Origin of the sequence: Streptomyces sp. WAC 06738 (assembly GCF_003945505.1) — a bacterium.
In the GTDB taxonomy this organism is placed as follows: Bacteria; Actinomycetota; Actinomycetes; order Streptomycetales; family Streptomycetaceae; genus Streptomyces.
This window is the reverse complement of sequence record NZ_CP029618.1, coordinates 3,721,029-3,739,789: the sequence shown is the minus strand read 5'-3', so window position 1 is coordinate 3,739,789 and position 18,761 is coordinate 3,721,029. Positions and strand designations below refer to the sequence as shown.

At 73.5% G+C, this 18,761-nt stretch carries 19 protein-coding genes; 9 read left to right on the top strand and 10 right to left on the bottom strand.

The features are described 5' to 3' along the window. Positions 1 to 3: 3 nt before the first annotated feature. The 3 genes from DMB38_RS16110 to DMB38_RS16100 all read right to left on the bottom strand — a co-directional run bounded on the left by DMB38_RS16110 (position 4) and on the right by DMB38_RS16100 (position 3,208). The gene (locus DMB38_RS16110; protein WP_125935779.1) at positions 4 to 744 is read right to left on the bottom strand and encodes a Clp protease N-terminal domain-containing protein; all 741 of its coding nucleotides are present in this window, start codon (positions 742 to 744) and stop codon (positions 4 to 6) included. A gap of 32 nt (positions 745 to 776) precedes the next feature. Beyond that, complete coding sequence (locus DMB38_RS16105; RefSeq protein ID WP_125935778.1) at positions 777 to 1,535, bottom strand: metallophosphoesterase; 759 nt, start codon at positions 1,533 to 1,535, stop codon at positions 777 to 779. A gap of 1,262 nt (positions 1,536 to 2,797) precedes the next feature. Then, complete coding sequence (locus DMB38_RS16100) at positions 2,798 to 3,208, bottom strand: ATP-binding protein (RefSeq protein ID WP_125935777.1); 411 nt, start codon at positions 3,206 to 3,208, stop codon at positions 2,798 to 2,800. Between the two features lie 170 nt (positions 3,209 to 3,378). Between DMB38_RS16100 and DMB38_RS16095 the strand changes: the two genes are divergently transcribed. The 3 genes from DMB38_RS16095 (at position 3,379) to DMB38_RS16085 (ending at position 5,842) form a co-directional block, all read left to right on the top strand. Then, positions 3,379 to 4,632: an XRE family transcriptional regulator gene (locus DMB38_RS16095; protein WP_240662297.1), complete on the top strand. Its 1,254-nt coding sequence runs from the start codon at positions 3,379 to 3,381 to the stop codon at positions 4,630 to 4,632. Then, complete coding sequence (locus DMB38_RS16090; protein ID WP_125935776.1) at positions 4,623 to 5,138, top strand: GNAT family N-acetyltransferase; 516 nt, start codon at positions 4,623 to 4,625, stop codon at positions 5,136 to 5,138. Before DMB38_RS16095 ends, DMB38_RS16090 begins: the two co-directional genes overlap by 10 nt. A gap of 146 nt (positions 5,139 to 5,284) precedes the next feature. After that, positions 5,285 to 5,842, top strand: coding sequence for a Uma2 family endonuclease (locus tag DMB38_RS16085; RefSeq protein ID WP_240662295.1), 558 nt, complete (start codon positions 5,285 to 5,287; stop codon positions 5,840 to 5,842). A 9-nt stretch (positions 5,843 to 5,851) separates the two neighbouring features. Here the strand turns inward: DMB38_RS16085 and kdpC are convergent, their stop codons facing one another. From kdpC to kdpF, 4 genes are read right to left on the bottom strand one after another with little or no spacing between them, the layout of a single operon-like run. Next, positions 5,852 to 6,463 carry a potassium-transporting ATPase subunit KdpC gene (gene kdpC / locus DMB38_RS16080; RefSeq protein ID WP_125935774.1) on the bottom strand — a complete coding sequence of 204 codons (612 nt, stop codon included), beginning with the start codon at positions 6,461 to 6,463 and terminating at the stop codon, positions 5,852 to 5,854. A 9-nt stretch (positions 6,464 to 6,472) separates the two neighbouring features. Continuing rightward, positions 6,473 to 8,572, bottom strand: coding sequence for a potassium-transporting ATPase subunit KdpB (kdpB, locus tag DMB38_RS16075; RefSeq protein ID WP_125935773.1), 2,100 nt, complete (start codon positions 8,570 to 8,572; stop codon positions 6,473 to 6,475). Beyond that, entirely contained in the window at positions 8,569 to 10,233 is a 1,665-nt protein-coding gene (gene kdpA / locus DMB38_RS16070; RefSeq protein ID WP_125935772.1) for a potassium-transporting ATPase subunit KdpA, read from the bottom strand. The genes kdpB and kdpA overlap by 4 nt, the downstream gene beginning before the upstream one ends. 9 nt (positions 10,234 to 10,242) lie before the next feature. Further along, on the bottom strand, positions 10,243 to 10,332 hold the full coding sequence (gene kdpF / locus DMB38_RS16065; RefSeq protein WP_018836529.1) for a K(+)-transporting ATPase subunit F: 90 nt from the start codon (positions 10,330 to 10,332) through the stop codon (positions 10,243 to 10,245). A gap of 447 nt (positions 10,333 to 10,779) precedes the next feature. Here kdpF and crcB (DMB38_RS16055) point away from each other — a divergent pair, with 447 nt between their 5' ends. The 3 genes from crcB (DMB38_RS16055) (at position 10,780) to DMB38_RS16045 (ending at position 13,180) form a co-directional block, all read left to right on the top strand. Beyond that, a complete protein-coding gene (gene crcB / locus DMB38_RS16055; protein ID WP_125935770.1) occupies positions 10,780 to 11,319 on the top strand; it encodes a fluoride efflux transporter CrcB in 540 nt (179 codons plus the stop codon). Further along, positions 11,316 to 11,690, top strand: a complete 375-nt coding sequence (gene crcB, locus DMB38_RS16050; protein WP_047016639.1) for a fluoride efflux transporter CrcB — start codon at positions 11,316 to 11,318, stop codon at positions 11,688 to 11,690. The genes crcB (DMB38_RS16055) and crcB (DMB38_RS16050) overlap by 4 nt, the downstream gene beginning before the upstream one ends. A gap of 323 nt (positions 11,691 to 12,013) precedes the next feature. Continuing rightward, positions 12,014 to 13,180, top strand: coding sequence for a Cmx/CmrA family chloramphenicol efflux MFS transporter (locus tag DMB38_RS16045; RefSeq protein WP_125935769.1), 1,167 nt, complete (start codon positions 12,014 to 12,016; stop codon positions 13,178 to 13,180). A 15-nt stretch (positions 13,181 to 13,195) separates the two neighbouring features. Here DMB38_RS16045 and DMB38_RS36135 read toward each other — a convergent pair whose 3' ends face one another. After that, the gene (locus DMB38_RS36135; protein ID WP_164716015.1) at positions 13,196 to 14,065 is read right to left on the bottom strand and encodes a hypothetical protein; all 870 of its coding nucleotides are present in this window, start codon (positions 14,063 to 14,065) and stop codon (positions 13,196 to 13,198) included. A gap of 212 nt (positions 14,066 to 14,277) precedes the next feature. Between DMB38_RS36135 and DMB38_RS16035 the strand changes: the two genes are divergently transcribed. The 3 genes from DMB38_RS16035 to DMB38_RS36900 all read left to right on the top strand — a co-directional run bounded on the left by DMB38_RS16035 (position 14,278) and on the right by DMB38_RS36900 (position 16,412). Beyond that, positions 14,278 to 14,946 (top strand): hypothetical protein, encoded by a 669-nt coding sequence (locus DMB38_RS16035; protein ID WP_206337701.1) that lies wholly within the window; start codon positions 14,278 to 14,280, stop codon positions 14,944 to 14,946. 144 nt (positions 14,947 to 15,090) lie between these two features. Beyond that, a complete protein-coding gene (locus DMB38_RS16030; protein WP_240662293.1) occupies positions 15,091 to 16,050 on the top strand; it encodes an FAD-binding oxidoreductase in 960 nt (319 codons plus the stop codon). Next, entirely contained in the window at positions 15,948 to 16,412 is a 465-nt protein-coding gene (locus DMB38_RS36900; protein ID WP_240662291.1) for a hypothetical protein, read from the top strand. Before DMB38_RS16030 ends, DMB38_RS36900 begins: the two co-directional genes overlap by 103 nt. 75 nt (positions 16,413 to 16,487) lie before the next feature. Here the strand turns inward: DMB38_RS36900 and DMB38_RS16025 are convergent, their stop codons facing one another. Together DMB38_RS16025 and DMB38_RS16020 are read right to left on the bottom strand one after the other, a co-directional pair. Then, the gene (locus DMB38_RS16025; RefSeq protein ID WP_125935768.1) at positions 16,488 to 17,285 is read right to left on the bottom strand and encodes a hypothetical protein; all 798 of its coding nucleotides are present in this window, start codon (positions 17,283 to 17,285) and stop codon (positions 16,488 to 16,490) included. A 120-nt stretch (positions 17,286 to 17,405) separates the two neighbouring features. Continuing rightward, entirely contained in the window at positions 17,406 to 18,704 is a 1,299-nt protein-coding gene (locus DMB38_RS16020) for an MFS transporter (protein ID WP_125939071.1), read from the bottom strand. Positions 18,705 to 18,761: the final 57 nt, after the last annotated feature.

Here is an 18,761-nt window from a genome sequence, read left to right as displayed (position 1 = left end):
GGGCTATGCGCCCCCGCCCTGCTGGTAGGGGGCCAGCGTCGCGGCGATGTGGGCCTCCGCCGCCGCGCGGTCGACGCCGAGCCTGGAGAGCACGCCGTCGCCGTTCTCCTGCTCCAGCAGCGCCAGCAGGATGTGCTCCGTACCGATGTAGTTGTGGCCGAGCCGCAGCGCCTCGCGGAAGGTCAGCTCCAGCGCCTTCTTCCCCTCCGCGTTGTACGGGATCAGCTCCGGCACCGCGCCCTCCGCGGCCGGCGGCAGCACCGCGGCGGCCTCCTGGCGCACGGTGTCGAGGAGGATGCCCTGCGCCTTGATCGCCGCCCCGCCGACGGCGTCGGGCTCGGCGAGCAGCCCGAGGACGAGGTGGGCCGGGCCGATCTCGGTGTTGCCCGCGGCACGGGCCTCGCCCTGGGACGCCATCACCACGCTCTTGGCGCGGGGGGTGAACCGGGCGAAGCCCTCGCTCGGGTCGAGCGTGAGGCCCTCGTCCGAGCCCTTGGTCACGAACCGCTTCTGGGCGGCCTGCCGGGTGACGCCCATGCTCTTGCCGATGTCGGTCCAGGACGCGCCGGAGCGCCGCGCCTGGTCCACGAAGTGGCCGATGAGGTGGTCCGCGACGTCGCCGAGGTGGTCGGCGGCGACGACGGCTCCGGTGAGCTGGTCGAGGACGTCGGGGTGGACCTTCTTGATGGCCTCGATGAGGTCGTCGAGGCGTACGGGATGCGTGGAGCGGTCGGGTTCCGTCATGCTGACAACCGTAGGTTGACACCCGCGCGTCGTCAACCTCCGGTTGACACCGGACGGAAGTGGGTGGTCAGCCTGCCGTCCGCCTCCAGGACGTGGAACGCCAGGGCCGGCGGCTGGTCGAGATGGACGTGGTGCGCGGCGTCCGCCTGCCGCTCCCAGGGCAGCCGGACGGTGTTGACCACACCGGGCGCGACGAGCAGCGGGCGGCCGGCGAAGGTGGTGGCGGCGGCGGTGTGCGCGTGCCCGGCGAGGAAGGCGGCCACCTGCGCGTGGCGCCCGGCCAGCTCGGCGAGGCGTGCTTCGTCGAACTGCCGGATCTCGTCCACGTACGGCACATGGAGCTCGACCGGCGGATGGTGGAACGCGACCAGCACCGGCTCCCCCTCCGGCACCCGCCCCAACTCCCCCTCCAGCCACGCCAGCGTCTCGTCCCCGAGCCACCCCTCGGGCTTCCCGGGCACCGACGAGTCACACGCGAGCACCGTGAACCCGTCCCCGCGATATACCTGGTCGACGGGGCCCGAGGCCGCCGCCTCCCCGAGCAGCCCGCTGCGGAAGGCGGCCCGGTCGTCGTGGTTGCCGGGACAGACCAGCACGGGATGCCGCGAGGCGAGCAGTTCGCGGGCGGTCGCGTACTCGGCGGGGGCGCCGTGGTCGGCGATGTCCCCGGTGACGAGGACGAGGTCGAGGTCGCAGGGCAGATCCTCCAGATACTCGACGACGGCACGGGCCCGCAGGACACTGCGCTCGTCGTCGATGTGAACGTCACTGAAATGCGCAATCACGGCCATGACGACTCCCCTCCCCGGCCCGCCACCGCGGCGCCCGGCCCGCCCGACGCTACGACCCGCCCGGACGCCGGGTGAACAGCCAGTCCACGACCGGTGGCACTGAACACCGCCCAGACGGCTTTGCCGGTGCTGGTGCCGATGCCGGTGCGGTCGGCGGGCCTGACGTGTGCGTGGGCTGGGCCCCACGGATCTGGGCTCGGTCCGGTTGCCGATGTCCGCGGTGGGCGGGGGCGAGGACCGGTGCAGGGTGGGACCGGTTGCGGGCGTTCGCGGCGCCGGGGTGGGGGTCCGGTGCGTGGCGGCCGGGCGCGGGATGGACCCGGTGTCGGGGCGGCGGCGCGGTGGCGGCGGGCCCTTGTCGCCGGGCTGGCCGGCGTCGTAGGAAGGGCGGGCGTCGGGGTGGGCGATCTCGTAGGCGAAAGGGCCAACGTGGGTTTTGGAGCATTGGCCCCCCAGGCCGGAGCCCAGCCACGTCCCCGAAGGAACCCGCTCCGGCCGCAGCGGCGATCACACGCAACAACCCGCGCCCGCCAGCACCCAGAACCCGCCCACCCGGGGAAGCGACCGGCAACGGGACCGCCCCCGCCGCATGCAGCACCGGAACCCCGCACCCGGGGAAGCCGCGCCCAACTCCCGGCCGCGTGAGGTGCGTCCGCCCAGCGACGGCGCGCCGGGGTTCTGCGCGGCGTCGAGTGGGCAGTGCGTGCCGTGGGGCAAAACTCGGGCGCTGGGGCCTGATTCGGCCCGAATCCAGGGGGGTTACCGCGAGTTACGGCCCAGTGTCTCCGCTCCTGCGGTACGGGCACCCCCGTCGGGGGATCGCGGGGCGGAGGCACGTCGTGCGGCAGGCGTTGGGCCTTGCTTCCCCGGGTGCTCAGGTCCTGGGCACCGGCGGGCGCCGGGTGCTGTGCGTGATCGCCGCTGTGACCGGAGCCGGGCACACCGGGGAACGGGCCGCCGGGCGAGGTGGGGCCCGATGCTCCAAAACCCCCGTACGGACCGCTCCCACGCGACACCGCCCACCCCGACTCGGACCCCCCGACCCCGACAAGCCCTCACGTCCGCCAAGACCCGACCCCGGCCTCCTCCGGCCGCACCCACCGTCACCGCCTCAACCCCGGCAGCGACCGCGCCGCGAAGGCACCTCCCGTACCCGTGGGTCCAACAGACCCGCCCCGGCGGCGTCATCGTGGTCCACTGCGCACGTACCTTGCACCCCGTCGCAGGGTGCCCGAGTGCAGGACGCGGTCGACGGCCTTCCTTCACTCTGTGTCTGTGTCGGCCGAAGAGGGCGTCCCACAGGGGATCTTGAACATTGTCCAGACGACTTTGCCGATGCCCTGGCGGTCGGAGGTGCCCCAGTCGTCGGCGAGTGCGTCGACCAATTGCAGGCCGCGGCCGCGGTCGTCGGTTTCCGCGGGCGTGAGGAGACGGGGAAGCGCGTCGCTCGCGTCGTGCACTTCGATACGCACGGCGCCAACGTCCACGGCAACGTGCACGCGAAATTCGCGCCCCCGCGGGGTGCCGTGCAGCAGGGCGTTGGTGGCGAGCTCGGAAACGCACACCCGAATGTCCTCGGCCCGTTCACCCACACCGACGGCAGCGGCGACAAAGTCGCGCGCTTTGCCAACGGAGCCGGCACTTCTGGTGAACCCGCGCGCGTATGTGGTCATGATGCTTACCTCGTTCCGGGCGGAGCCCAGTACGTTCCGTGTTCGCGACACAGTCAACGGCCGGGGGCGGCGTGGGCGACAGGTGAGAAGCGATGGGACTCCGGCGCGGGACCCGGTGATTTTTACCTTCGCGCTGTCGTGACGCGATCGTGGAGCGTTACCTTCGTGCCGTGTACGCGAACGCCAAGCTGGGAGCGCGGATCGACGCACTCGGCTTCTCCCAGGCAGAGTTAGCCAGGCAGGTCAACGTCGCGATCGAACGGCTGACGGGTTCTCCCGGCGCGGTGACCGACGCTGACGTACGACGGTGGCTGAGATACGACACGAAGTGGCCCCAGGATCGCATCCGCTTCTGCATCGAGCAGGTACTGGGCGCCTCTTCCGAGGATCTCGGGTTCATCCCCCGGCGTAAGAAGAGCCCCGCATCGTCTGAGGGCGAGCTTGTGCGGCGTCGTCGCGAATTCCTCACGGCAGCGAGCGCGACGGGCCTTTCGCTCGTGGTCCCGCCGCCCACACCCCGCGGACGTCTGGGTACGGGCGACGTCCACAGGTTTCACCGGGACTACGTGGGAATTCTCCGGCTGGACCGCACGGTCGGCGGTTCCCGCACCGTGGAGAGTCTCGCCACCGAACTCGCCCGGCGCATCCAGTCCGCCCTGGCCGCCGGCGGAGCCTCCGCCCGGGTGCGGGACGGGCTGCATCGCCTGGCCGCCGAGGCGCTGGCGTCCGCTGCCTTCGCCGCCATCGATGCCAGCGCACCTCAGCGCGCCCGCGGGCATCTCGACAAGGCCATGACGCTCGCCAGCCTCTCCAGGGACAGCGGGACGGCCTTCCGTATCTGGGACCACCTCATGCTCACGTCGAGCCAGCGGGAGAACCACGGCGAGGCCGCTGCCGGCGCCGACGTGATGAAGCGGTCGACGGCTGCCCGGCGCAACCCTCTGTACGCGTCTCTCGGACACCTGCGCAACGCCAATGCCCTCGCCCGTCTCCGCCTGCGCACCGACGCACTGCGCGCACACGGCCTGGCCGAGAAGAACTTCGAGCGCCGTGCCGACGTGCCGCACTCGGACTGGATCAGTTTCTACGGCCGGGCCGAGTTCGACGCCCAGTCGTCGTACATGTGGACGGCCATGGGGGCCCACGACCGGGCCGAATTCTGCCTGCACCGCACCCTCGCCGCCCTCTCCGAGGGGCAGGTCCGGGACAGGGCGCTCTACACCGCGCACCTGGCGCTTGCGCAAGCGCGGCAAGGCGAGTTGGAGTCGGCCTGCGCCACGGGGGCGAAGGCGTACGCCTTGCTTCCCTCCGGGTCGAAGAGGACGTCGCACACCTTGGCCCTGACGCGCGAGATGGTGGCCACCTCAGGGTCGAGGGCTCCCGAAGTGGTCGAGTGGATCGAGGTGTCCGGGCGATGGAACTGAAGCGGCATGGGCACGCCGAAGCCGACGACGTGCGATCTCTGTTGCTGGACATCCATGACGAGGTGTACGCGGACCATCCCGACCCTTTCCACTCCCGCGAGCGCTTCACCTACTTCCTGGACCTCTGGTCCTCCCGGAAGAACTGGCGGTGCGTGTCCGGGTGGGAGGACGGAAGCGCGGTGGGATACGCCTACGGGGCGATGCTCGCGCCGGGCGGTTGGTGGAAGGGGAGTGAGCGGCGGCGCGACCTCCGGGGGTCCGTGTTCGCCCTCTCGGAGCTGATGGTGCTGCCTGGGTGGCGTGGGACTGGGCGCGCCAAGAAGATCCACGATGCGCTGATCGGTCCCGTGGCGGCGGACATGGTGTCCCTCCAGGTCGAGACCGCCCACGCCAAGGTCATTTGCCTCTACGAGAGCTGGGGCTACGAGAAGGCCGACGAGTTCGCATCGGACGACGACTCGCCTCCGTACACGGTGATGGTGAAGAAGCTGTCCGGGGCGGTGTGAGGTGCCGGGGTGGGCGAGGCGCGTGTGATCACTCGTAGGTGTGATCGTCGCGAAATATGCCCCCGGCCTGGCCCGGGGCGGGCGAAGCTGGCGCTCGCCCGGAAGCGGGCACCACGACGGTTATGGCTCAACGCACGAGGTCTCACATGCTGGTGGAGGAGTTCGAAGAGATCGCTTCCGCCGCACCCGAGACCGTCACGTTGGAGTTCCTCAACGGACGGATCGAGGGGAAGCGCGTGCTGGACGGGGACCACGACGAGATCATCAGGTGGCTGCTGAAGCGCTGTCTTCAACAGCGCCCTGATCTCTTTCTCTACCCGGCCGGACGCGGGCTGAAGGTCGAGACCTACCGGCAGGGGCGCGCCCGGCCCGATGGCGTCCTGGCGCCGGACGGGCACTTTGCCGGGGTCGGTGAGTGGTCCGAGCCCGACGGCGTCCTGATGGTCGTCGAGGTCACCTCGCACGACGGGGACACCGACCGCCGCGACCGGCAGGACAAGCCGGCCGCCTACGCGGCAGCGGGCATCCCCGTCTACCTCCTGGTGGACCGCGATACCGACACCGTCGTCGTCCAGACCAACCCCCACCCTGAGCGCGGATGCTACCTGGACATCCACCGGGCCCCCTTCGGCGAGGAAGTGACTCTTGCCGACCCGGTGGGCATCACGCTCGACACGGAGACCCTGAAGAACTACGTCGGCTGATCCCCGCCGTCAGTCGTCCGTCAGGCGGGACAGGGCCAGGTTCAGTTCCAGGACGTTGACCTTCTCGTTGCCCAGGAAGCCCAGGTCCCGGCCCTCCTTGTGGGCGTTCACCAGGTTCTCCACCTGGGCCGCCGCCAGGCCGTTCTCCTGTGCCACCCGGTTCACCTGGATCTCCGCGTACGCCGGGGAGATGTGCGGGTCTATCGCCGAGCCCGAGCCCGTTACCGCGTCCTTCGGGACCTCCGATACGGGGACGTCGTTGAAGGACGCCACCTGCTGCTTCGCCTCCTTCACCGTCTTCACCAGCGTCGCGTCCGACGCGCCCAGGTTCGACGGGCCCGTGGCCAGGGGGTCGTAGGCGCTGTTGGAGGGGCGGGGCTGGAACCAGCGGGGGTCGGGGGTGTCCGTGCCCTTGAGGTTCCAGCTCTGGCCGATCAGCTTCGAGCCCGCCTCCCGGCCCTCGAACTCGACCTTCGAGCCGTTCGCCTTCCCGGCGAACGCGCCCTGCGCGATGCCCGTGATCACCAAGGGGTAGATCACGCCGGTGACCACGGTGAGGACCAGCAGCGCGCGCAGCGCGCTGACGAGCAGCCGGGCGGTGGAGCGTGCGGAAGTGTTCATCAGGGTTCCTCAGCCGATTCCGGGGATGAGCGAGACGACGAGGTCGATCAGCTTGATGCCGACGAACGGGGCCACCAGCCCGCCGAGGCCGTAGACCCCGATGTTGCGCCGGAGCATGCGGTCGGCGCTCATCGGGCGGTAGCGCACGCCGCGCAGCGCCAGCGGGACCAGCGCGACAATGATCAGCGCGTTGAAGACGACCGCGGAGAGGATCGCCGACTCCGGCGAGGACAACTGCATGATGTTGAGCTTGTCCAGGCTCGGGTAGGCGGCGGCGAACATCGCGGGGATGATCGCGAAGTACTTCGCGACGTCGTTGGCGATCGAGAAGGTCGTGAGCGCGCCCCGGGTGATGAGGAGCTGCTTCCCGATCTCCACGATCTCGATGAGCTTCGTCGGGTTGGAGTCCAGGTCGACCATGTTCCCGGCCTCCTTGGCGGCGGAGGTGCCGGTGTTCATGGCGACGCCGACGTCCGCCTGGGCCAGCGCGGGGGCGTCGTTCGTGCCGTCGCCGGTCATGGCGACGAGCTTGCCGCCCGCCTGTTCGCGCTTGATGAGGGCCATCTTGTCCTCGGGCGTGGCCTCGGCGAGGAAGTCGTCGACGCCGGCCTCGGCGGCGATGGCCTTCGCCGTCTTGGCGTTGTCACCCGTGATCATGACGGTCCTGATGCCCATGCGGCGCAGTTCGGCGAAGCGTTTGCGCATGCCCTCCTTCACGACGTCCTTGAGGTGGACGACGCCGAGGACCCGCGCGCCGCCCCGGTCGTCGGCGACGGCGACGAGCAGCGGGGTGCCGCCGGAGTCGGCGACGGTGTCGGCCATGTCCCGCACGGTGTCCGGGACGTCACCGCCCCGTTCCCGTACCCACGCCGCGACCGCGCCCGCCGCGCCCTTGCGGATCCGGCGGCCGTCGACGTCGACGCCCGACATGCGGGTCTGCGCGGTGAACGGCACCCAGTCGGCGTGCGCCAGCGCGCCGGGTTCGCGCTCGCGCAGCCCGTAGCGGGACGTGGCGAGCACGACGATCGAGCGGCCCTCCGGCGTCTCGTCGGCGAGCGACGACAACTGCGCGGCGTCGGCGAGTTCGGCCTCGCCCGCGCCGGGTACGGGCAGGAACTCGTGCGCCTGCCGGTTGCCGAGCGTGATGGTGCCGGTCTTGTCCAGCAGCAGCGTGGACACGTCGCCGGCCGCCTCGACGGCCCGGCCGGACATGGCGAGCACGTTGCGCTGGACGAGCCGGTCCATGCCCGCGATGCCGATGGCGGAGAGCAGCGCGCCGATGGTGGTGGGGATGAGGCAGACGAGCAGCGCGGCGAGCACGACGAGGGACTGCTCGGCGCCCGCGTAGACCGCGAAGGGCTGGAGCGTGACGACGGCCAGCAGGAAGACGATCGTGAGCGACGAGAGCAGGATGTTCAGCGCGATCTCGTTCGGCGTCTTCTGCCGGGCCGCGCCCTCGACGAGCGCGATCATGCGGTCGATGAACGTCTCGCCGGGCTTGGCGGTGATCCGTACGACGATGCGGTCCGAGAGCACCTTGGTGCCGCCGGTGACCGCCGAGCGGTCGCCGCCCGACTCCCGGATCACGGGCGCCGATTCGCCGGTGATCGCGGACTCGTCGACGGAGGCGACGCCTTCGGCCACGTCGCCGTCGCCGGGTATGACGTCGCCGGCCTCGCAGACGACGAGGTCGCCGACGCGCAGGTCGGTGCCGGGGACCCGTTCCTCGCCCGCGGTGGTACGGCGGCGGGCGACCGTGTCCGTCTTGGCCCGGCGCAGCGTGTCGGCCTGCGCCTTGCCGCGGCCCTCGGCGACGGCCTCCGCCAGGTTGGCGAAGAGCACGGTGAGCCAGAGCCAGGCGGCGATGACCCAGCCGAACCAGTCGCCCGGGTCGGTGACCGCGAGGACCGTGGTGAACACCGAGCCGATCTCGACCACGAACATCACCGGCGACTTCGCCATGACCCGCGGGTCGAGCTTGCGCACCGCGTCGGGTACGGACCGCAGGAGCTGCCCGGGGTCGAACAGGCCGCCGGCGACCCGGGGTCCGGCCTCGGTCCGTACGGGATCCACGGGGGCGTGCGGAGGGGTCTCTGTCTGCGTGATCATGCTGCCAGTCCTTCGGCGAGCGGCCCGAGTGCGAGCGAGGGGAAGAAGGTGAGCCCGGCGACGACGGCGATGCAGGCCACCAGCACGCCGGTGAACAGCGGCCTGTCGGTACGGAGCGTCCCGGCGGTGGCCGGCACGGGCCGCTGCCCGGCGAGCGAGCCGGCCAGCGCCAGCACGAACACCATCGGCAGGAACCGGCCGACCAGCATGCACAGGCCGAGCGCGGTGTTGTGGAACCCGGTGTTCGCCGAGAAGCCCGCGAAGGCGCTGCCGTTGTTGTGGGAGGCGGAGGTGTAGGCGTAGAGGACCTCGGAGAAGCCGTGCGGCCCGGTGTTCGTCATCGACGACTCGCCGTTGCCCGTGCCCATCGCCAGCGCCGTGCCGGTCAGCACCAGCGCGGGGGTGACGAGGATGTAGCAGGCCGCGAGCTTCATCTCGCGGGGCCCGATCTTCTTGCCGAGGTACTCGGGCGTACGGCCCACCATGAGCCCGGCGATGAAGACCGCGACGATCGCCATCACCAGCATGCCGTACAGCCCCGAGCCGACCCCGCCGGGCGCGATCTCGCCGATCATCATGCCGAAGAGCAGCACGCCGCCGGAGAGTCCGCCGAAGGAGTCGTGGAAGGCGTTGACCGCGCCCGTCGACGTCATGGTCGTGGAGACCGCGAAGAGCGACGACGCGCCCTCGCCGAGCCGCTGCTCCTTGCCCTCCATCGCGCCGCCCGCCACCTGCGCGGCGGTGCCCGGGTGCGCGGCCTCCAGCGCGGTCACGGCGACCACGCCGGCCAGCCAGATGCCGGCCATCGCGGCCACGACGGCGTAGCCCTGCCGGACGCTGCCGACCATCCTGCCGAAGGTGCGCGGCATGGCGAACGGGATGACGAGCAGCAGGAAGATTTCGAGGAGGTTGGAGATGCCGTTGGGGTTCTCGAAGGGGTGGGCGGAGTTGGCGTTGTAGAAGCCGCCGCCGTTGGTGCCCAGCTCCTTGATGGCCTCCTGGGACGCGACGGCGCCGCCGGTGAGGTGCTGGGTCTGCCCGGTCACGGTCGTCACGGACTCGGTGCCGGAGAAGTTCTGGATCGCGCCGCACGCGACGAGCAGCACGGCCGCGACGGCGGCCATCGGCAGCAGGATCCGCAGCGTGCCGCGGACCAGGTCCGCCCAGAAGTTGCCCAGTTCGCCGGTGCGGGAGCGGGCGAAGCCGCGGATGAGGGCGACCGCGACGGCCATGCCGACGGCGGCCGAGACGAAGTTCTGCACGGCCAGGCCGCCGGTCTGGGTGAGGTGGCCCATCGCGGACTCGCCCGAGTACGACTGCCAGTTGGTGTTCGCGACGAACGACGCGGCGGTGTTGAACGCCTGGTCGGGGCTGATCGCGGCGAAGCCGAGGGAGAGCGGCAGCTTGTCCTGGACCCGCTGGAGCAGGTAGAGGAAGAGCACGCCGGCCAGGGAGAAGGCGAGCACGGCGCGCAGGTACGCGGGCCAGCGCATCCCGGCGTCGGGGTCGGCGCCGATGGCGCGGTAGATCCAGCGCTCCACGCGGCTGTGCTTCTTGCCGCCGTAGACCCCGGCCATGTAGTCGCCGAGGGGGCGGTGGACGAGCGCGAGGGCGACGACCAGCGCCGACACCTGGAGCACGTCAGCGAGTATCGGGCTCATGCCGGGACCTCAGAACCTCTCGGGGAAGACGAGGGCGAGGACCAGGTAGCCCAGCAGGGCGACGGCCACGATGAGGCCCACCACGTTGTCGGCGGTCACAGCCTGGCCACCCCTCGGGCGATGAGCGCCACCAGCGCGAAGACCGCGAGCGTGGTGACGACGAAGGCCACGTCGGCCATCGGTGCTCCTAGACGGAATCGAATCGAACGGACATGTCCAGAGAAACCCCGCGCCGGGGCGGATGTGACAGGTGTTGACGGTCCCCTGACGAGGCGGGGGGCGGCGTTGACGGGATTCATACGCAGGTGAGGACGGTGCCGGCGGCGCTCGACGGCGCGGCCTCCCGGGCGGGGGCGCGGGCGGCCCGTGGGGGGCGCGGGAGCGTAGCCTGGGGTACGGCGACGGCCGCCGGTACGCCGGCCGGGCCGTCCCGCGGCGGTGGGGCCCGCCGTACCCGAACCGCGGCGCCGGATGCCGCCAACGGTCCCTGCTTGCGACGGAAGGCGCGCGCCACCGCGCGCGCCGCGGCGAGTGGGTGAGGTGCGCATGACGGAGGCCCCGCGGCCCGGCGACGACGTCCGCCGGGCGCACCGGGCAGAGCCGATCGACCCCGATGTCGAGGTGGTGCGGCCCGTGCCGGCCGAGCACCGGTGGCGCGGTCAGGGCGCGCCGGTGGCGATGGTGGCGCTGGGCGGCGGGCTGGGGTCCGCGGCGCGGTACGGGGCCGGGCTGCTCTGGCCCACGGAGCCGGCGGCCTTCCCGTGGACGACGCTGCTGGTGAACGTCGTCGGGTGCGTGGCGATCGGCGTGCTGATGGTCCTGATCACGGAGGCACGGACGGCGCACCGGCTGGTGCGGCCGTTCCTGGGCGCGGGGGTACTCGGAGGGTTCACGACGTTCTCGACGTACGCGGTGGACGTGCAGCGGCTGGTGGCGGAGGAGGAGCGGGCGGCGGCGGGGGTGGCGTACCTGGTGCTGACGCCGGTCGCGGCGCTCGCGGCGGTGTGGGCGGCGCAGGCCGTGACGCGGCGGGCGGTGTGGGGGCCGCCCGCCGGGGCGGCCGCGGAGGGGGAGGGGGACGCGTGAACTGGCTGCTCGTGATCGCCGGGGGGATGGCGGGGGCGCCGCTGCGGTACGTCACGGACCGGGCGGTGCAGTTGCGGCACGGCTCGCCGTTCCCCTGGGGCACGCTGGCCGTCAACGTCACCGGCTGCCTGATCCTCGGCACCCTCGCGGGCGCGACGCTGGCCGGCGCCGCCCCGGAGTCGGTGCGGCTGCTGCTGGGCACGGGGCTGTGCGGGGCGCTGACGACGTACTCGACGTTCTCGTACGAGGTGCTGCGGCTGGCCGAGAAGGGCCGGGGGCGGTACGCGGCGGCGTACGTGGGCGCGAGTCTGGCGGTGGGGCTCGGCGCGGCGTTCCTGGGTGCGGTGGCGGGGGAGGCGGTGTGGGGGTGAGGGGCGGCCTCCCGCGGCCGTACGGACGGTGCGGGCGGGGTGCTTGCGGTGCGGGCGGCGCTTGCCGTGCGGGCCGTACGGGCGGTGCGTACCGGAAACCGGCGTGCCTCCCCGGTGCCCGCTCGGGTAGCGTGCGCGTCATGTCGAGCCCCGAGTCGGACAGGGCGGGGGCTTTCGGTCACGCCGTCAGCCCCCTGAACCACTGAGTCCGCAGCCCCGCCGCCGCGCCGCCTGACGCGGCCGGACGCGCGTGCCCCCGGGCGCTGACCCCGCGGTGACCGAGACGCCTCCCCCTCTTTCCTCCCTCGTCTCGGAGCCTCCCGATGCCCTTCCCGCTCTATCTGCTTGCCCTGGTCGTCTTCGCCATGGGCACGTCCGAGTTCATGCTCGCAGGACTGCTGCCGGACGTCGCCTCGGACCTCGGCGTCTCCGTCGGCACGGCCGGCACCCTCACCTCCGCGTTCGCCGTCGGCATGGTCGCCGGCGCCCCGCTCGTGGCCGCGCTCGCCCGCAACTGGCCGGGGCGGAGCACGCTCCTCGCCTTCGTCCTCGCGTTCGCGGCGGCGCACGTCGTGGGTGCCGTCACCGGCAGCTTCGCGGTGCTCTTCGCCACCCGGATCCTCGCCGCGCTGGCGAACGCGGGCTTCCTCGCCGTCGCGCTGACCACCGCCGCCGGGCTCGTACCGCCCGACCGGAAGGGGCGGGCGCTGGCCGTCCTGCTGTCGGGCACGACGGTGGCGACGGTCGCCGGGGTGCCGGGCGGGTCGCTGCTGGGCGCGGCGTTCGGCTGGCGGGCCACGTTCTGGGCGGTCGCCGCCCTCTGCCTGCCCGCGGCCCTCGGCATCCTCGCCGGGATCCCCGGGCGCCGGGCGCGGCAGGATGCGGCGGGCGGGCCCGCGCTGCGGTCGGAGATCGCGCGGCTCAGGAGCCCGCGGCTGATCCTCGTCATGCTGCTCGGCGCGCTGGTGAACGCGGCCACGTTCGGCAGCTTCACCTTCCTGGCGCCGCTCGTCACCGACACCGCCGGGCTGGCCAAGCCGTGGATCTCGGTCGCGCTGGTGCTCTTCGGGGCGGGGTCGTTCGCCGGCGTCACCTTCGCGGGGCGGCTCGCGGACGTGCGCCCCGGTGCGGTCGTCGCCGTCGGCGGACCGCTGCTGCTCGCCGGCTGGCCGGTGCTGGGGCTGCTGGCCGGCTATCCTGTCGCGCTGCTCGGGCTCGTGTGCGTGCTGGGGGCGCTGTCGTTCGCGGTGGGCAGCACGCTGATCACGCGGGTGCTGTACGAGGCCGCAGGGGCACCCACGATGGCCGGGGCGTACGCGACGGCGGCGCTGAACGTCGGTGCCGTGGCCGGGCCGCTCGTCGCCGCGGGCGCGATCGGCGCCGCGGGGAACCGCGGCCCGCTGTGGGCGAGCGGGGTGCTGGTCCTGGCGGCGCTGCTCGTCGCGGCGCCGTTCCGCGGGGTGGTGGCGGGCGCGCGGAACGGCGCGTGAGCGTGGCGGGTGCCGTCAGAGGAGGCCGTTGAGGAGCGGCAGGTCGAGTTCGAGGCCGCCGCGGTCGGAGTCCTCGGCCGAGCCGCCGCCGGAGTCGCCCGAACCTCCCGAGCCGCCGGAGCCGTTCGAGCCGCCGTCGTCGCCGCCGGTGCCGGTGTCGCCCTCCTTGCTCGGCGTGGGCGTCGGGGTGCCGGTGGACGGTGACGACGACTCGGGTTCGGCGGTGTCCGGCGCGGTGACGCGGCCCTCCGCCGGGGTGGTGGTCGTCGGCGCCGGGCTGTCCTTCGCCGGTGCCGGGCTCTCCGCGGGCCGGTCCGCGTCGCGGGCGGCCTTCGTCGGCCCGGGCCGCGGCCCGGTGGGCTCCGCGCCGTCCGGCTTCGCCGCGCCCGAGGGGCGGTCGCCGTCCGGGGTGGCGCCGCCGTCGCCGCCGGGCTCCTCGGACGGGAGCGGCTGCACGGGGGTGTCGGCCCGCGCCACGGCCTCGTCCGTACGGGCACCTCCGCCGCCGCCCATGGCGTTCGCGGCGAGCAGCCCGCCGGAGAGCACGGTCATCCCGGCGGCCGCGAGACCGGCCAGCCGCCGGCTGCGCCGCTTGTAGCGCCGGTGCCGCGCCCGGGGCGGTACGGGCACGAGTTCCGCCCCCACCCCCTCGCCGCCGTACGCGGCTTCCGGCACCGCGGGCAGGGCCGCCGTCCGGTCGTGCTCGTCGAACAGCTCCAGGTCCGCGGGCGCGGGTCCGCTCGGCGCCCCCGCGGGAAGCTGGGCCGGGGCGCCGAGGGTCCCGTAGATCTCGGGGACCGCGGGCACGTCGCGCGGCTGCGCGCACCACGGCGCTCCCGCCGGGTCGTGCCGGCTGTCGCACCGCGGGCAGTAGATCGTCGTCACTGTCCTGGCGTCCCTTCCGTCGCGTGGGGGCGAGGGGTGCTCCGACGCGGGAACAATGTGCCAGCGCAGGAATCCCGCGGAGCACGAAGAATCCCCATAAGAAGTGCGGCGGTGAGACCTATCTCACATTGACGAAGGTGGTACAGACCCTCGCGCCTCCGGACATCGCACCCACTCCGCGGGGGTCGGGCGGCGGCTGCGAGACTGCCGCGATGACCGTTCAGCTCGTGTCCGTGATCGGGAACAGTCCCGGGGTCGGCAAGTCCACCCTGTGCCGCGCCCTCGCCGCGGCGCTCCGCGAAGACGGGGCGGTGGTCGACCACTTCGAGGAGGCCGACATCCTCGCGCGCGAGGTGTTCCGGCCGGTGGCCGAGGAGTTCGCGGACGGTACGGGGGCGGTGCGCCCCGGAACGCTGGTCGCGTGCGTCCGCGCGTACGTCGCGGAGGCGGCCGCCGCCGGGACGGACGTCCTGGTGACGGACGCGCTGCTGCCCTTCGTGCCGTCGCTCGTGGCCTGGGGCCACGACGAGGACGCCGTCGCGGGCGTGGTCGGGGAACTGGTGCGGGCGGTGGCCCCCGCGGAGGTCACGGTCGTCTACGTGCACGACGACCCCGGGGCGGCCCTCGGCCGGGCGGTCGCCCGGGAGGGCGCCGGGTGGGCGGAGTGGTACGTGGCGAAGCTGGGCTCCTCGCCGGGCACGCGGCACGTACGGGACCTGGAGTCGGCCGCGGCCCACCTGCGGGCGGAGACGGAGCTGACCCGGCGGGTGCTGGCCGGTACGCCGTGGCGGACGGTGCCGGTGGACACGGGCGCACTGGACGCCGAGGCGGCGTTCGCGTACGCCCGCGCCCGACTGGCGCGGCGGCCGGGGCGGTTCTAGGACCTGCCCCGGCCGCGGTCCGTCCGCGCTGTCTCGTACGTCCGGGTAGAGCCGACCGTACGGGCACCCCCCCGGCGGCCCGGTGTCAGGCCCGCGCGAGATGCTATCCGAACCGTTTGTTGCTGACTTCCGTGAGGATCCGAGATGAGCAGCTTCGCCGAACTCCGTTCCGCCGTCCGCGGCCGGGTGCTCCTGCCCGGCGACGACGGCTTCGAGGCGGCCGCCAGGCCGTGGAACCTTGCCGTGCCGCAGCCCGACGCCGTCGGCGTCGTGGAGGCGGCCGACGCCGACGACGTCGCCGCGCTGGTCCGCTTCGCGCGGCGGGCCGGTGTCGCGGTCGCCACGCAGCCCGCGGGGCACGGCGCGTCGGGGACCGTGAACGGCGCCGTTCTGCTGCGCACCGCGCTGCTGGACGAGGTGCGGGTCGACCCCGCGGCGCGGATCGCGCGGGTCGGCGCCGGGGTGAAGTGGGGGCGCGTACAGGAAGAGGCGTCGCGGCACGGGCTGACCGGGCTCCCCGGCAGCTCGCCCGTCGTCTCCGTCACGGGCTACACGCTGGGCGGCGGCGTGAGCTGGTTCAGCCGCGCGCACGGCTGGGCGGCCGACTCGGTCACCGCCTTCGAGGTCGTCGACGCCGAGGGCGTGCCCGCCCGGGTGACCGCCGAGAGCGACCCCGAGCTGTTCTGGGCCCTGCGGGGCGGCGGCGGCGACTACGCGATCGTCACCGCGACGGAGTTCCGCCTGCACCCCGCGCCCGCCCTCTACGGCGGCCAGATGCTGTGGCCCGGCGCGCAGGCCCGCGAGGTGCTCGACGTCTTCCGCTCGGTGACCGCCTCGGCGCCCGACGAGCTGACCGTCTGGGCCGGCGTGCTGAACCCCCCGGTGCCGGCCCGGTGGCCGCCGTCCACACCACGTACCTCGGCGAGGGCGCCGGGGACGCCGGGCCCGAGCTGCTGCGCCCGTTCGACGCGATCGCCGGCCGGATCGACGACAACCGGGCCGTGCTGCCCGTCCACGAGCTGGGCGCCATCACCGCCGAGCCCCCGGACCCCAGCCCGGGCCTCGGCCGCGCCGAGATGGTCACGGCCGTCGACGACACCGTGATCGACGCGCTCCTCGCGGAGCCGATCACGCCGCTGCTCGGCGTCCAGTTCCGCCACGTCGGCGGCGCGCTGGGCCGCCCCTCGGACTCCCCGCACGGCGCGCTGCAGGAGCCGTACCTGCTGTATCTCTTCGGCATCCCGTTCTCCCCCGAGGCGGCGGCCGGCATCCCCGTCCGCCGGAGCGCGCTGGTGGAGGCCCTCGGCCCGTACGTCGCGGGCCGCAAGCCGTACACGTTCCTGGGCCCCGACGAGAGCCCGGCGGACGTCTTCAGCCCGGAGAGCCTGGCCCGCCTGCGGGCCGTCAAGCGCGCCCGCGACCCGCAGGGGGTGTTCCGCAGCAACTTCCCGGTCGGCACGGACTGACTCCTGCACCGGCGGGGCCGGCGGCCTGACGGGCGGTCTGACCGGCGGCCCGGCCTTCCGGCCCGTGCACCGCCGTCACCGCACGACCGCGGTGAACTCCGCGGTGCGCACCGCGTCCTCGTGCTTGAAGTCGAGGAACAGCCGGTACGTCCCCGGGCCCGGCACCTGCGCGTGGAACGCCACGACGGGGCCGGGTTCGGTCGTCCCGTCGCCGGGGGAGCCGTCCGGGTGGACGTGGACGTACGCGAGGTCCTCGCGGCGTACCGCCACGAGGTGGCCGTACGCGGCCAGGTAGGGCTGCAGGTCGGTGACCGGCTCGCCGTCGCGGGCGACGGCGAACTCCAGCCGCCGCCCCTCGCCCGCCGCCAGTTCGCCGGTCAGCGTCACCTCGCGGCCGTCGACGGTGAAGGCCGGGGCGGGTGCGGGGAGTTCGCGCGCGGGCCCGGCGCCGTCGCCGGCCGTCAGGTCCGCGCCGAGCGTGAGGGTGCGGCCGAGCGCGGCGGGGGCGAAGTCGGCGAAGACGCGGTAGGAGCCGGCCTCGGGGAGGAGGACGCGGACGGACCAGGTGCCGTCGGCCGCCTCCGCGGGGTGGACGTGGACGTAGCGGGTGAGGTCGCGGCGTACGGCGATCAGGTGGACGAGCTTGTCGTGGATGGGCGTCAGGTCGGTGACCGGGCGGCCGTCGGCGCCGAGGAGGCGGAAGCGCAGCTCGGTCTCGGTGCCCGCGGGGGCCTCGGTGGTCTCCAGCGCGAGGGTGTAGCCGTCCTCGGAGCCGTCCAGCCCGGCGGGTCCCGCGGGGGCGTGGTGACCGTGGTGGGCGGCGTGCGCGTCGTGCTGACCGTGGCCGGCGTCGTGATGCTGGGTGGCGTTCATGGTGGGTGTCCTTGCCCTTCGTCTCCGGTGCGGTCTCTCTGGTGATCAGCGTAGCAGAGATACCCCCTGGGGGTATGACGACGTGCGGTGACGCGTGTCACGCGGGGTGGTGCGAGGGCGTCACGCCGCGGTGGTCGTACGGTCCCGGGTGAGCCGCGCGCCGCGGTCCCGCAGGGAGGGCCCGGCCGTACGCGCCGCGCCCGCCGGCCGCCACAGCAGCACCGCCGCCACCGCCGCCGCGAGCCCGATGACCGCCAGCACGCCGGCCGCCACCCCCGTCCCGGCCCGCGCCGCGAGATAGCCGGCCAGCGGGTACGTCACCAGCCACGCGACGTGCGACAGCGAGAACTGCGCCGCGAACGCCGCCGGCAGGTCCGCCTTCCCCGGCACCGCGCCGCGGATCACCCGCCCCGCCGGCGTCACCATCGCCGAGGTCGCCGCGCCGAGCAGGGCCCACGCGGCGAGCAGCGCCGGCCAGGTCCGCACCCCCGCCGCCAGGCCCGTCCCGACGACGGCCAGCACCGGCGCCGGCACGAACGCCGCCGGCAGCATCACCGCGCGGTCGCCGGCCCGCTCCAGCACTCGGGGGAGCGCCAGCGCGACGGCCATCGACCCGGCGCCGTAGGCGCCCAGCGCGAGCGACACGTCGCCGACCGGGCGGGCGAAGTGGTCGCGGACCAGGACCACGGTGTTGACGATCACCATCGAACTGGCCGCCGCGACGGCGAGGTTGAGCGCCAGGAGCGCGCGGAGCTGCGGCGCGGAGCCGAAGAGCCTCATCCCGTACGCGGCCCTGGCGAACACCCCGCCGCTCTCCGTGCCGCCCTCCCCGCCCCTCTCGCGCGGGGTGGGCTTCGGCAGCGCCACGGAGACGACCAGCGCGGCGGAGGCGGCGAAGCCGGCGGCGGTGCCGAGGAAGAGCCGGTCGTAGGTGAGGAGCGTCAGCAGCCCGGCCGCGAGCACGGGGCTGAAGAGGCTCTCCATGTCGTACGCGAGCCGCGACAGCGACAGCGCGCGGGTGTAGTCGCGCTCGGCGGGGAGCACCTCGGGGATGGTGGCCTGGAAGGTCGGGGTGAACGCGGCGGAGGCGGACTGGAGGAGGAAGATCAGCACGTAGATGTGCCAGACCTCGGTCACGAACGGCAGCGCGAGCGCGACGACGCCGCGCACGAGGTCGGCGGCGACCAGCAGGGCGCGGCGCGGGATGCGGTCGCCGAGGGCGCCGATGACGGGGGCGATGCCGACGTAGGCGACCATCTTGACGGCCAGGGCGGTGCCGAGGACGGCGGAGGCGTTGCCGCCGGCGAGGTCGTAGGCGAGGAGGCTGAGCGCGACGGTGGCGAGGCCGGTGCCGACGAGGGCGATGACCTGGGCGGCGAAGAGGTGCCGGTAGGTGCGGTTGCGGAGTACGGAGAACATGGCCCTGGCCTCTTCCTTTGCTCGTGTGCGCATATACGCACATGTTAAACAGAGGAG

Excerpts from the sequence above, each read along its gene's own strand:
- kdpC (WP_125935774.1), bottom strand. The coding sequence starts at position 6,463 with ATGAACACTTCCGCACGCTCCACCGCCCGGCTGCTCGTCAGCGCGCTG.
- DMB38_RS16105 (WP_125935778.1), bottom strand. The coding sequence starts at position 1,535 with ATGGCCGTGATTGCGCATTTCAGTGACGTTCACATCGACGACGAGCGC.
- DMB38_RS16020 (WP_125939071.1), bottom strand. The coding sequence starts at position 18,704 with ATGTTCTCCGTACTCCGCAACCGCACCTACCGGCACCTCTTCGCCGCC.
- DMB38_RS16110 (WP_125935779.1), bottom strand. The coding sequence starts at position 744 with ATGACGGAACCCGACCGCTCCACGCATCCCGTACGCCTCGACGACCTC.
- kdpB (WP_125935773.1), bottom strand. The coding sequence starts at position 8,572 with ATGATCACGCAGACAGAGACCCCTCCGCACGCCCCCGTGGATCCCGTA.
- DMB38_RS16090 (WP_125935776.1), top strand. The coding sequence starts at position 4,623 with ATGGAACTGAAGCGGCATGGGCACGCCGAAGCCGACGACGTGCGATCT.
- kdpA (WP_125935772.1), bottom strand. The coding sequence starts at position 10,233 with ATGAGCCCGATACTCGCTGACGTGCTCCAGGTGTCGGCGCTGGTCGTC.
- DMB38_RS16100 (WP_125935777.1), bottom strand. The coding sequence starts at position 3,208 with ATGACCACATACGCGCGCGGGTTCACCAGAAGTGCCGGCTCCGTTGGC.
- DMB38_RS16035 (WP_206337701.1), top strand. The coding sequence starts at position 14,278 with ATGACCGTTCAGCTCGTGTCCGTGATCGGGAACAGTCCCGGGGTCGGC.
- crcB (WP_125935770.1), top strand. The coding sequence starts at position 10,780 with ATGACGGAGGCCCCGCGGCCCGGCGACGACGTCCGCCGGGCGCACCGG.
- DMB38_RS16045 (WP_125935769.1), top strand. The coding sequence starts at position 12,014 with ATGCCCTTCCCGCTCTATCTGCTTGCCCTGGTCGTCTTCGCCATGGGC.
- DMB38_RS16085 (WP_240662295.1), top strand. The coding sequence starts at position 5,285 with ATGCTGGTGGAGGAGTTCGAAGAGATCGCTTCCGCCGCACCCGAGACC.
- DMB38_RS16025 (WP_125935768.1), bottom strand. The coding sequence starts at position 17,285 with ATGAACGCCACCCAGCATCACGACGCCGGCCACGGTCAGCACGACGCG.
- DMB38_RS16030 (WP_240662293.1), top strand. The coding sequence starts at position 15,091 with ATGAGCAGCTTCGCCGAACTCCGTTCCGCCGTCCGCGGCCGGGTGCTC.